This is a genomic window from Pigmentiphaga kullae, assembly GCF_004216695.1.
GTDB classification, from domain to species: domain Bacteria; phylum Pseudomonadota; class Gammaproteobacteria; order Burkholderiales; family Burkholderiaceae_B; genus Pigmentiphaga; species Pigmentiphaga kullae.
On record NZ_SGXC01000002.1, the window covers coordinates 1,470,520 to 1,482,739 of the forward strand.

The following is a 12,220-nucleotide window of genomic DNA, read 5'->3' on the forward strand; positions in this document are numbered from 1 at the left end:
GCCACGATCAGGTCGGAGCTGGCGTGGTCGGCAGTTTGTCGACCACTTTTTGAAACATCTCCTTGAGCCCGGTACCGAGCAGAGTCAAAACGCCAATGATCACCACGGCAATCAAGCCCGCAATCAGTCCATACTCGATGGCGGTCGCGCCGTCGTCTTCCTTCAAGAATTTCATCACCTGATTCATTTTAATCTCCATCTCTGAAAAAAAAGGAAACATTTTCTTCGGCATTATCAGCCGATTCATTCACGACTGCATTCCTATATTTTCGATGACACCTCCCCAAAGAAAATGCCAGAAAAACGAATATCGCTATGGGCAATCATTTGCGATTTTCCGGGCGTTGGCGCGAGTAAATGACGTGGTCGACCCGGCTTGCGGCGTTGGCCCGCACCTCCTCGGAACTACGGTGCAGTTCGATGCGCATGACGACCAGCGTCACGACGGAAATCAGGAATACCGCATAGGGCAGCACGCTGCCGTCGAGCTGCCAGCCGGTAAAGGTGCGCGGGGTCGAACAGATGATGGTGCCGGCGGCCACGCCCGTGTAATGCATGCCGCACACGGCCAGCGCCATGACCAGGGCGGCACTGACGCGCTGCAGTTCGCTGGTCAGGTTGAACGCCAGCCAGATGGCCGCGGTGGCCGCGGCCACCGCGATGACCACGGAAAGCAGCACCAGAGCGATGCTCCAGTCGAAGAAGGCATCCATGCGCATGGAGCCCATGCCGATGTAGTGCATGCCGGCCACGCCGAATCCCGCCAGCACTCCCGCCGTCAGGCAGCGGTCCAGGGAAAATGGGGCGCTGCCCACATACCAGAGCGCGGCGCCGGCGAATATCACCGCCACCACCAGGCTGAGCAGATTGAGCCAGAGTCCGTATGCCACTCCCAGCGGTATGACCTGGGCGAGCATTCCGATGAAATGCATGCTCCATATACCCACCCCTCCGAGCGCAATACCGGCGACGATGACGTACCCCACGTGCACGCCGCCATCCAGCGTTCGAATACGACTGGCAGCCAATAACGCCACATACGCGCCCAATGCGGAAATCACAAAGGACAGCGCGACCAAGCTAGCGTCAAAACTCAGAGGGAGAATGTCTCCAGGCTGCATCGCAGGCTCTCTTATGTAACGCTCGGTTACGCATACCGTACAGGCATCGATCCGAGCTTGTCAATATCTGCTTTCTTAAGAATTTCTATTAATCCGATGAAGACAAGAGCCAGGAAATCGCTTTTCTGGTCCGGCATCTTTGTTAATCACCAGATAATCTCAAGTTTGCGAATATTTATTCCATAGGAAAACCGAACGATTAAAAGAGTTTTAGTATCTTCCGGTAACGTCCTACAAACGTCCCACTACGAAAAACCCCCTCAAAATCCCGTCCCACCCCCGATCGGCGCACCCTAAGACAGTATTCGTATGGCACACTGCGCGCGATGACGATCGTTTACGCATATTTGCTCCATATTCCCCAATGACCTCGTTTTCATCGGGAAAACCCGAATTCCGCACGCTTAAACTGGCCCTGTTGATTGCGGGGGCCATATCTCCGTTAGCGGCATCGGCGGCGGACAGTCCGCTTCGGGGAAACCCTGCGGAATCACTGCCTCCGGTATCCGTGCCGGTCCCGGCCGCGGCCCCTTCCGTATCTGTTCCGGCGCCCGCGCAGAACGAAGCGATCCAGGCCCTGCTGGCGCATAGACTGGTGCCGAAGCAGTTCGACGTCTCCGGCGTCACGGCGATCGACTTCCAGAAGGTGATCGACCTGCTGGAACCGCTGGCAGGCAAGGAAATCACCGTTGCCGAACTGATCCAGCGCACCGATGCCATCACCCAGCTCTATCGCGATGCCGGCTATGCGCTGTCCTTCGCCCTGATCCAGTCGCAGGACTTCCGCGACGGGCTGGTCAAGGTGACCGTGGTCGAAGGCTATGTGGGCAGCACCCGGATCGAAGGCGATGCCGGCAACGCCGCGGCCAAGATCCGCGACTATGCCGCGCGCATCGAGGCCGAGCGGCCGCTGACCCGGGCCACGCTGGAACGCTACCTGAACCTGATGACCACGGTGGCCGGCGCCACGATCAAGCCCGAGCTCGCGCTGCCCAAGCGCGCCGACGGCTCCACGGAACTGGTCGTGAACGTAGGCTACAAGGCCTTCCGCCTGGACACCGGCATCGGCAACCTGGGCACCGGCGTCCATGCCATGCTGACCGCGACCGCCAACAGCCTGACGCCGCTGGCCGAACAGATCCAGGTCACCACGGCGGTGCCGCGCGGCAGCGATCATCTGGAGTACTACGCGGCCAACGTCGCCGTGCCGGTGGGCAGCGACGGCATGACGGTGCGCGCGGAGGCCTACAGCTACGCCGCCAACCCCGAGAACGACAGCCTGAACGCGCAGAACATCGACCGCCGGGTCCGCAACCAGCGGGCCGGACTCAGCGTGAGCTATCCCTTCCTGCTGGCCAACCGGGAATCGCTGACGGGCACGGCGGGCTTCTACGCCTCGCGCAACAACGACACGTACAGCAGCCGCATCACCGGCAACCAGGTCACGCTCAGCAACCACCTGCGCGTGCTGCGCGGCGAGCTGGCCTACGCCCAGGCCACCGACAGGCAATCGCGGCGCATCACCGCCGCGATCTACAAGGGCATGGACGGCCTGGGCGCGGAACAGAGCGCGAACAGCAGCTACGACCTGGGCTTCACGCGCTATACGCTGATGGCCAACCAGAACTTCACGCTGCCCCATCAGTTCGGACTGTCGCTGGCCGCGCTGGGCCAGTACAGCGCGGATTCCCTGCCCACCTCCGAACAGGTCACGTTCGGCGGACAGCGCTTCGGGCGCGGCTATCCCGCGGGCGAATTGGGCGGAGACAAGGGCTATGGCGCATCCATCGAGTTGAACCGGCGCTTCGGGGTGGGCCTGCCCTACCTGCAAAGCGTCACGCCCTACGTGCTGGCCGACTACGCTCACGTCAAACTGAACAACAAGAATTTCACACTGGCCACGGACACGTTGACATCGCTGGCCCTGGGCCTGCGCGTGACCGACCAGCGCCACTACGCATTCGATCTGAACCTGGCCAAGCCCGTCGGCGACAAGCCGGTCAACAGCAGCGGCCGGCCGCTGCGCCTGAACGCCAACTACTCGCTGCGGTTCGACTGACCCGCACGCGGTCTTCGTTACGTAACAGGGGGTTCCCTGCTACGTAACGAAACGCCTCATCCCCCCTCCTTTCGCCTCGCTTCCCAGGGAATCCGGGCGCATCGTCTCAGCCGCACGAATTCCCTGAGTTTTCGATTTATCCCCTGTTTGCAAGGTTTTCCGGGTGTTCCGGGGTGGTCGCCCCACGCCTCGGCCCCCTTCCCGTTGCCCATTGGCACAGCTCTTGCTCGATAGGCGCAGCAGGCAGTGTCGCCGCTTCAGCGATAAGGGGAACAACCATGCATAAAGAACAAACGAAGCCGGGCCCTCGCGTCCTGGTAGCCGCCTTGGTACTCGCACTTTCGACATTGGCCGGTTGCTCCGGATCCGGTGCGATCACATCCGGATTGGGAGGAGGCTCCGACCCCACCAATCCCAACAACCCGAACAATCCGGGTGATCCGAACAACCCCAACAACCCGAACAACCCCGGCAATCCGGGAGATCCGGGAGATCCGGGCAATCCCGGCAACCCTGGCGATCCTGGCGGCCCGGGAGACCCCGGCAACCCCGGCGGCACGCCCGTCACCGGCGTTCTGGCTCCCACGCTGGGCAACGTCGGCCAAGCGGTCGACAACGTGGTGGACACCGGTCTGGGCGGCACGCTGCACAACGTCGGCACCAAGCTCGACGGCGTGGTCGCTCCCGTGGGCAGCACGGTAACGGGCCTCACGCAGCAGGTGGGCGCCGCGACCGGCCTGGGCGCTCCCGTGGACAACCTGCTGACCTCGGTCGGCGGCTCGGTGAAGGACCTCGGCCAATCGCTGGACGACACCGGCCTGCCGGTCAAGCTGGGCCTGGGCGGCGTGGTCGCGGGCCTGGGCGACACCGTCGCCAGCGCAGGCGGCCTCTTGAACGCTACCGAAGGCAATCCCAATCCGCTGGGCAACGTGCTCAACAATCTGAGCGGCACGGTGTCCACCCTGACCGGCACGCTGGCCTCGGACGACGGCCTGCTGAGCCCCGTCTCGCAACTGCTGAACGGCCTGGGCGAAGGCGGCACCGTCCAGAACCCCGTGCTGCAGCCGGCGCTGACCAACACCGGCAACGCCGTGGACAACCTCGTCGACCTCAAGCTCGGCCAGACGCTGGGCCAGGTGGGCGCGGGCCTGGATCCGGCGGTCAGCCCCATCGTCGGCACGGCCACGCAACTGACTCAGCAAGTGGGCGACAAGACCGGCGTGGGCGCGCCGGTGAACGATCTTCTGGTCTCGGTGGGCGGCGCCGTCTCGAACCTGGGTGACAGCCTGGGCGGCAAGCTGCCCGTTGCCGGCACCGGCGTCAGCGGGCTGGTGTCCGGACTGGGCGCGACGGTCGCCAGCGCAGGCGGCGTGCTGCATGCCTCCGATGCCAACAAGAATCCGGTCGGCAACGTGCTGAACAACCTGACCGGTTCGGTGGAAAGCCTGACCGCCGGCCTTGGATTGAGCGTGGAAGGTGGACTGGTCGACAAGGCCGGCGCCACCGCCTCGCCGTCCGGCGCGGGCGGCAGCGGCGGCTTGCTGTCCCCCGTCACCGGCCTGCTCGGTGGCGTCACGGGCGGTGATGGCGGCGTGCTGGCTCCGGTCACCAATCTGCTCAATGGCGCGACCGGCGGTGAAGGCGGCGTGCTCGCTCCTGTCACTGGTCTGCTCGGTGGCGTCACGGGCGGCGAAGGCGGCATCCTGGCCCCGGTCACCAACCTGCTGAACGGCGCGACCGGCGGTGAAGGCGGCGTACTCGCTCCCGTCACCGGCCTGCTCGGCGGCGTCACCGGTGGCGAAGGCGGCATCCTGGCCCCGGTCACCAACCTGCTCAATGGCGCGACCGGCGGTGAAGGCGGCGTACTCGCTCCCGTCACCGGTCTGCTCGGTGGCCTGACCGGCGGCGGCACGGGCGGCGAAGGCGGTCTCCTGCAGCCCATCCTGTCCGGCAACCTCGAAGGCCTGCTGGGCGGCAGCAACGGGCTCCTCGCCCCGATCACCAGCGGTCTTCTGGGCGGCATCGGCAGCGACGCTCAGCCCATTCTCCACCCCTCGCTGGCCAACACGGGTAGCGCGGTCGACAACCTCGTGCCGCTCAACGCCAAGGAAACCCTGGGCAACGTCGGCACGGCGCTCGACCCGATCGTCTCTCCGGTTGCGGGCCTGGTGTCCGGCACGACGCAGACGGTGGGCGCGGCCACCGGCCTGGGCGAACCGGTCAACGGTCTCCTGACCTCGCTGGGCGGCAGCCTGAGCGGCGTCGGCACCAACCTGGGCGGCAACGTCCCCGCAGTCGGCACGGGCCTGGGCGGCCTGGTGAACGGCCTGGGACAGACCGTCTCCAGCGTGGGCGGCCTGGTGCATGCCACGCCCGAGAACACCAACCCCGTCGGCAACGTGCTGACCAACCTGACCGGCGCCGTCAACAGCCTGACCGCTGGCGTCGGCCAGGGCACCGGCCTGGGCGGTGGCACGGGAGGTGGCGAAGGCAACGGCGGCCTGCTGAACCCGGTCACCGGACTGTTGGGCGGATTGCTGGGCGGCTTGGGCAAGCATTGAAAGGAGAGGCCATGCTTCACTGGGAGAACGTAATGAGTTCCTCGAGCCACTCGGTCCACGGATCGATACCCCGGGAACCCGAAGAGACGGACAGCGACAGCCAGGAGATGCTCAACAGCATCGTCACGATGCTCGGCCGCCGCCTGACGGTCTACACCTCGCTATACCAGACAGCATTGGCCGAACGACTGGGGCTGGGCATGGTCGACGTGAAGGCGCTCGAACTCGTCATCGAGTTCGAGCCCATCACGACCGGCCAGCTGGCCTGCCTGGCAGGCATCAGCTCGGGCGGGACGACGGCGGTGATCGACAGGCTGGAAGCCACCGGCTTCGTGGTCCGCGACAAGCATCCGCTCGACCGGCGCATCGTCGTCATCCGGCCGGTGCGCGAGAAGTGCGCGGAGATCGAACGCCACATGCGCGCCGTGGCCGAAGACGTCGCGCACATCGGCGCCCGCTACGAACGGGACCAGTTGTCCGCGGTCCACGGTTTTCTCGCGCAATGCGTGCATGCGCTCAAGACCGAGGCCCTGGGCATGCTGGGAGAAGGCGGCAACGCCCCGCACCTGGAAGGACGCCGCCACCCCGGAGACGACAAGAGGCGAAGCTAGGCCCCCCTGACCGATATCTCCATCAGCCCGCGCAAGCGGGCTTTTTTTCGCCGGGCAGGTCAGTCCGCCCTGCGCCCGCGGACGAACCACCCCAGCGACGCCATCTGCAACACCCCCAGGCCCGCGAATGTCACCGCGAATGCCGCGCCCCGGCCCAGGCCGGCCTGCGTCAATCCGTCCACGACCACGCCTATGCCCCACTGGATCACGAAGGCGCCGACGAACACGAACATGTTGTAGAGCGTCACGAGCCGCCCCGCCGCCTCGCGGGGAAACTGCGTGGACAGATAAGGCTGCATCAGCATGATGGGCGCGACGCCCGCCGCCATCGCCAGCCACAGCAGCGCAGCCAGCGGTCCGCCGGCGAAGGCCAGCAGGAAGATCACGGCGAAGCAGCACAGGTAGCCCGCCAGCGCGACGTTCAACAGACCGAAGCGCCGCTGCAGCGGCGGGCTGGCGAAACCCATGACGACATAGCCCAGCGTCATCACCAGCATCATGACCAGCAGCATCGAGGCGCTGCCGGCGGGACTCATGCCCAGGACGTCGGTCATCCAGGGTCCGGCCCACAGCGTCTGCAGGGCGATGATGCCGCCCTGCCCGATGGCCGACAGCGGCATCACGCGCAGGATCTCGGGATGCCTGAGCAGCCCCCACAGCGAGACCTGCGCCGCGCCCGGGCGCCCGCTTCCCAGCACGCTCACGTCGTGATCGGGCACGACGCGCCATAGCAGGACCGCGACCACCGCCAGCGACAGCCCGGACAACAGGTGAACGCTGCGCCAGCCGAAATGGCCGGCCAGCGCGGCCGCGGGCGAGGTGAAGAACACCGCGCCGCCGGTGCCGGCCACCAGCAGCCACAATCCCAGCTGCGCCTGCCGCTCCACCGGATAGCACCGCCGGAAATACGAGAACGGCGCCATCAGGCTGGCCGCCACGCCGGCGCCGATGAGGATGCGCCCCGCCGACGTGACCGCGAAGCTGCCGGCCCAGACCATGACGAAGGATCCCAGGGCGGCGACCGCCAGCAGGCAGGCCTCGACCCGCCGCGCGCCGTACCGGTCCAGCCAGACGCCCAGCGGCGCCTGCATGGCGGCCAGGGAAACGAAGAACGCCGACGACAGCCAGCCGAGCTGCGATTTGCTGAGCGACAGGTCCTGCGTGATGAAGGGAGCCAGCGCGGCATTGACCGAGCGCAGGCCGTAGGAAAAGAAATAGGCGGCGGCGAAACAGGCAAAAATCAACAGGGACTGCCGTCCGCCGATCTGGGGCGGCCGCGTATCGTTATCGCTGGACATGGGCAAAGACGGTCTCCTCGAACGGCAAGAATACCCGAGGCGCCGTGAGGGCGTTCCCCAAGGCCGGGGCGGCACTTCTGCTACGATAGCCCTGCCGCCTGTCTGGGCGGTGCGTCTTCAGGGCGGGGTGGAAATCCCCACCGGCGGTAGGGCGTCTTCGGACGCCGAGCCCGCGAGCGCTTGCCGGCCCCCCGGCAAGGTCAGCAGATCCGGTCCCATGCCGGAGCCGACGGTCATAGTCCGGATGAAAGAAGACGGGAACACGCGCCGCGTACCGGCCTGCGTTCGCGCAGCCATGAGGCGGCGCGCCTCCTAAGGCGCTCGTGCGAGCGCCATGCCCTGAACGCTTCCTGTTTCCTACGGAGCGTTTTCATGCAGTCCCTGCAACAGTACTTCGAAGCCACCACCGCCGAACAACGGCTGCTCGCGGCCCTGGCCGCGCTGAAACTCGGCCAGCCTGTCGTTCTGCTGGACGACGAGGATCGCGAGAACGAAGCGGACCTCATCATCGCCGCCGAGTCCATCACCGAACCCATCATGGCGCGCATGATCCGCGATTGCAGCGGCATCGTCTGCCTGTGCCTGACGCCCGAAAGCGTGGAAGCGCTCGGGCTGCCGCAGATGACCTCGCGCAACCGCAGCCGCAACGGCACCGCCTTCACGGTCACCATCGAGGCCCGCGACGGCGTCAGCACGGGCGTGTCCGCCGCGGACCGGATCACCACGGTGCGCGCCGCGCTGACCGGCGACCCCGCCGCCCTGGTCAGCCCCGGCCACGTGTTCCCGCTGCGCGCCGATCCGCGCGGCGTGCTGGGCCGCCGCGGCCATACCGAAGGGTCTGTGGACCTGGCGGCTCTGGCCGGCCTCGCGCCCGCCGCGCTGCTGTGCGAACTTATGCACGAGGACGGCAGCATGATGCGCGGCGACGCGGCGCTGGCCTACGGCCGCGAACATGGCTGGCCGCTGCTGACGATCGAGGACATCGTGGCCTGGCGCTCGCGTGCCGGCCAGCCGGCCGAGGAAGCCATCGCGGCCTGAGGGGGCCGGCCCGCCGCGGGCTTCCCTACCCCTGCTGCCCCGACAACGCGGCCGTCCGTTCGTAGTGCCGGGCCAGCAGCCCCTTGGCCGCCTCCAGGTCCCCCGCCATCACGGCCTCGAAAATGGCCCGGTGCTCGTCCAATTCGTTGCGCCGCTTGTAGGCCTTGCGCGCCGCCAGTTGCCGATAACGGTAGGCGCGGTCGTAGAGCTGTTCGCAGAACCCCATCAGGGTCGGCGATCCGCACGCGGACAACAACGCGAAGTGGAATGCGCGGTGCTGCCGTTCCCACACCGGATTCTCTTCATAGCTGTCTTCGTCCACCGAACGCGGCGTGCGCGACAGGCGATGGAAGGCGAGCAGCAGCGCTTCCTCCCATTGCGGGCTGCGCCTGGCCAGCCCCTGCTCCAGCGCCAGCGACTCCAGCGCCACACGGTTGCGCAGAATGTCCTCCAGTTCGTCCGCCGACACCGCCGCGGCCGCGAACCCGCGCTGGTCGTTGTGGACCGCCAGCCCCTCGGCGACGAGGCGGCTGAGCGCCTCGCGCAGCGGACTCGCGCCTATGGCGTAGTGCTGCCGCAGGCGATGCATCAGCAGCTTCTGTCCGGGGGGCCACAGACCGTCGAGCAGATCGGCGCGCAGGCGTTCGTAGATCTGCACGGTCATGCTGGGAGCGATATCGGCATCTAGCATGCGGGGGTTTTCCTCAGGTTACCGACATTATTTTAGCTCGATAGAATTTTGTCGATATTTTTCTCCATACGGAGTTTTATCGACAATGGCTCATCCTTTCGTTTCCTACACACTCCCAGGCCAGGACACCGTCCGCATCGGCGTGGTCGCGGACAGCAGCGTCGCCGAAATCGCCGATCCCGGCCATCCGTTCATGCCCGGAGCCCTGGCGGCGCTGGCCGCGCAGGGCCCGCAAGCCATGCGGGAAGCCGGCGACCGCGCGCTGGCGGGCGCCAAACGCGTCCCGCTGGCCGAGGTCCGCCTGCTGCCCCCCGTGCCCCGCCCCGGCAAGATCATCTGCCTGGGCCTGAACTATGCGGACCACGCCGCCGAAGGCGGCAACGCCAAGCCCTCGTACCCGAGCTTCTTCATGCGCGGCGCCACCTCGCTCATCGCCCACGGCGCGCCGCTACTGCGCCCCCGGGTGTCGGACAAGCTGGACTTCGAGGCCGAATTGGCGGTGGTGATCGGCAGGCGTGCCCGGCATCTCACGCCGGACGACGCCCTGTCGGCGGTCGCGGGCTACGCGTGCTTCAACGACGCGACCCTGCGCGACTACCAGCGCCGCACCGCGCAATGGACCATAGGCAAGAACTTCGACGGCACCGGCGCCTTCGGTCCGTGGCTGGTCCCGGCCGACGCCCTGCCCCCCGGCGCCGCGGGCCTGAAGATCGAATCGCGCCTGAACGGCCGCGTCATGCAAAGCGACAACACCGCCAACATGCTGTTCCCGGTGGCCGAGACCCTGTGCCTGCTGACCGAGGCGCTGACGCTGGAGCCCGGCGATGTCATCGCGATGGGCACGCCCGCCGGCGTGGGCTATGCGCGCAAGCCGCCGGTATGGATGCAGCCCGGCGACCGCATCGAGATCGAAATCGAAGGCCTGGGCATCCTGGCCAATACCATCAAGGACGACGCATGACCGACATCGCAGCCAAGGCGGACACCCCGCGCATCACCCGCCTGCCCGACGATTTCCGCTGGCCGGGCGGCAAGCGCATCGCCGTGATCTTCAACATCGCGTTCGAAGCGTGGTCGGACGGCCAGGCGCCGGGCATCGGCCCCATGGGCAACGTGCTCAAGCCCGGCTACTTCGACACCAACGCGCACTCCTGGGCCGCGTTCGGCGTGAATCGCGGCATCCATCGCCTGATCGGCATCGCCGAGAAGCACGGCGTGAAGACCAGCGTGATGGTCAACGGCGTCATCTGCGAACGCGACCCCGCCACGGTGCGCCGCATCGCCGAACTCGGCCACGAAATCGTCAACCACTCGTGGGGCATGGACGTGATCCCGGTCTACCTGGACGAGGCCGCCGAACGCGCGAACCTGCGCCGCAACCACGACCTGCTGGCCGGTACCTCCGGCACCGCGCCCACCGGCTGGATCAGCCCGCGCGGCACGGGCAGCCCCATCAGTTCGCGGCTGCTGGCCGAGGCCGGCTACCTGCACCACGGCGACATGAACGACGACGACCGGCCCTACGTCATGGACTTCGGGCAGCACCGCATCGTCGCCATTCCGCTCACCATGGACGTCAACGACCTGCCCACCTGCATCCGCTACGGCCAGGGGCCGCGGCACATGCTGGAAACCTTCGAGGACTGCTTCGCCGCCTTCCGCGAACGCGAGACCGCGCCCCTGATGCTGGACGTCACCGCCCACACGCACGTCATGGGCCGCCCCTCGGGCGCCTGGGTCTACGACGAGATCATGGGCCGCGTGGCCAAGGCCGGCGACGTCTGGGTCGGCACACGGCAGGAGATGGCCCGCCACGTCCTCGACACGATCTGAACAGCGCTTCGCGCACGGAGGAGACAACATGACATCCCTACGCACTGCCGCGGCGGCGCTGGCCGCCTGCGGGCTGGCATGGCCCGCCCTGACGCATGCCGAGGCCGCCTGGCCCGCCAAGCCCATCCGCTTCGTCGTCGCGTTCGCGCCCGCCGGCCCGGCCGACATCATCGCCCGCCTGCTGGGACACCGCCTGGGCGAAGTGCTGGGCCAGAGCATCGTGGTGGAGAACCGCCCGGGCGCCGGCGGCTCGGTGGCCTCCGCCGCAGTGGCGCGCGCCGATCCCGATGGCTACACCCTGCTGATCAATACCAGCTCGTATGCCGTCAATCCGGCCATGCAGCGCAACCTCGGCTTCGATGCCGAGAAGGACCTGACGCTGGCGGCACTGGTGGCCTCGAGCCCCAACCTGATCGTGACCGCGCCCAACCTGAAGGCCAGGACGCTGCAGGAGGTCATCGCCGCGGCGAAATCCGGCGACTACAACTACGGCACGGCCGGCGCCGGTACCACGCCGCACCTGACCGCCGAATACCTGTTCAAGGTGCTGGCCCGCACGCCCGTCACCCACATCCCGTACCAGGGCGCGGGCCCCGCCCTGACGGCGGCCGCGGCCGGACAGACCCAGCTCGCCAGCGTGGCCCTGCCAGCGGCGGTGGAACTGGTCAAGGCCGGCAAGGTGCGCGGCCTGGTCGTGACCGGCAGCAAACGCTCGGCGGCGCTGCCCGAGGTGCCCACCGTGGCGGAATCGGGCTTTCCCGGTTTCGCCGATGTGACATGGGTAGGCGTGTTCGCCCCCGCCAGGACGCCCGACGCGGTGCTCCAGCGCCTGAACGACGAAGTCGCGCGCATCCAGCGCGACCCCGACTTCCAGGCGAAGCTGGCCGCCACGGGATTCGAGCCGCTGGGCGGCACGTTGCCCGAGGCCAGGAAATACCTGCACGACGAACTGGCCAAGTGGGCCAAGGTCGTGAAGGAAACCGGCGCCCAGGTGAACTGACAGGAGAC

Annotated in this window: 11 protein-coding genes and 1 riboswitch; of the genes, 7 read left to right on the top strand and 4 right to left on the bottom strand. The window is 67.0% G+C overall.

The window, feature by feature from the left end; all coding sequences use genetic code 11:
- Positions 1-7: 7 nt before the first annotated feature.
- Positions 8-187 carry a Flp family type IVb pilin gene (locus EV675_RS21320; protein ID WP_130360284.1) on the bottom strand — a complete coding sequence of 60 codons (180 nt, stop codon included), beginning with the start codon at positions 185-187 and terminating at the stop codon, positions 8-10.
- A 136-nt stretch (positions 188-323) separates the two neighbouring features.
- Complete coding sequence (locus EV675_RS21325) at positions 324-1,121, bottom strand: MHYT domain-containing protein (protein ID WP_130359554.1); 798 nt, start codon at positions 1,119-1,121, stop codon at positions 324-326.
- Between the two features lie 595 nt (positions 1,122-1,716).
- Here EV675_RS21325 and EV675_RS21330 point away from each other — a divergent pair.
- The 3 genes from EV675_RS21330 to EV675_RS21340 all read left to right on the top strand — a co-directional run bounded on the left by EV675_RS21330 (position 1,717) and on the right by EV675_RS21340 (position 6,352).
- Positions 1,717-3,180, top strand: coding sequence for a ShlB/FhaC/HecB family hemolysin secretion/activation protein (locus tag EV675_RS21330; protein WP_165404694.1), 1,464 nt, complete (start codon positions 1,717-1,719; stop codon positions 3,178-3,180).
- 386 nt (positions 3,181-3,566) lie between these two features.
- On the top strand, positions 3,567-5,741 hold the full coding sequence (locus EV675_RS29860; RefSeq protein WP_242621527.1) for a collagen-like triple helix repeat-containing protein: 2,175 nt from the start codon (positions 3,567-3,569) through the stop codon (positions 5,739-5,741).
- A gap of 32 nt (positions 5,742-5,773) precedes the next feature.
- Positions 5,774-6,352, top strand: a complete 579-nt coding sequence (locus EV675_RS21340) for a MarR family winged helix-turn-helix transcriptional regulator (protein WP_242621528.1) — start codon at positions 5,774-5,776, stop codon at positions 6,350-6,352.
- A gap of 59 nt (positions 6,353-6,411) precedes the next feature.
- Here the strand turns inward: EV675_RS21340 and EV675_RS21345 are convergent, their stop codons facing one another.
- Positions 6,412-7,650, bottom strand: coding sequence for an MFS transporter (locus tag EV675_RS21345; protein ID WP_130359560.1), 1,239 nt, complete (start codon positions 7,648-7,650; stop codon positions 6,412-6,414).
- A 109-nt stretch (positions 7,651-7,759) separates the two neighbouring features.
- Positions 7,760-7,910: riboswitch (FMN riboswitch) on the top strand.
- 112 nt (positions 7,911-8,022) lie between these two features.
- Here EV675_RS21345 and ribB point away from each other — a divergent pair.
- Positions 8,023-8,688: a 3,4-dihydroxy-2-butanone-4-phosphate synthase gene (gene ribB, locus EV675_RS21350; protein WP_130359562.1), complete on the top strand. Its 666-nt coding sequence runs from the start codon at positions 8,023-8,025 to the stop codon at positions 8,686-8,688.
- Between the two features lie 25 nt (positions 8,689-8,713).
- Here the strand turns inward: ribB and EV675_RS21355 are convergent, their stop codons facing one another.
- Entirely contained in the window at positions 8,714-9,379 is a 666-nt protein-coding gene (locus EV675_RS21355) for a GntR family transcriptional regulator (protein ID WP_242621529.1), read from the bottom strand.
- 85 nt (positions 9,380-9,464) lie between these two features.
- On the opposite strand from EV675_RS21355, the gene EV675_RS21360 reads away from it, so the two are divergent.
- From EV675_RS21360 to EV675_RS21370, 3 genes are read left to right on the top strand one after another with little or no spacing between them, the layout of a single operon-like run.
- On the top strand, positions 9,465-10,340 hold the full coding sequence (locus EV675_RS21360; RefSeq protein WP_242621530.1) for a fumarylacetoacetate hydrolase family protein: 876 nt from the start codon (positions 9,465-9,467) through the stop codon (positions 10,338-10,340).
- Positions 10,337-11,212, top strand: coding sequence for a polysaccharide deacetylase family protein (locus tag EV675_RS21365; protein ID WP_165404695.1), 876 nt, complete (start codon positions 10,337-10,339; stop codon positions 11,210-11,212). Before EV675_RS21360 ends, EV675_RS21365 begins: the two co-directional genes overlap by 4 nt.
- A gap of 28 nt (positions 11,213-11,240) precedes the next feature.
- Positions 11,241-12,212, top strand: a complete 972-nt coding sequence (locus tag EV675_RS21370; RefSeq protein ID WP_130359566.1) for a tripartite tricarboxylate transporter substrate binding protein — start codon at positions 11,241-11,243, stop codon at positions 12,210-12,212.
- The last annotated feature ends 8 nt before the right edge of the window (positions 12,213-12,220 follow it).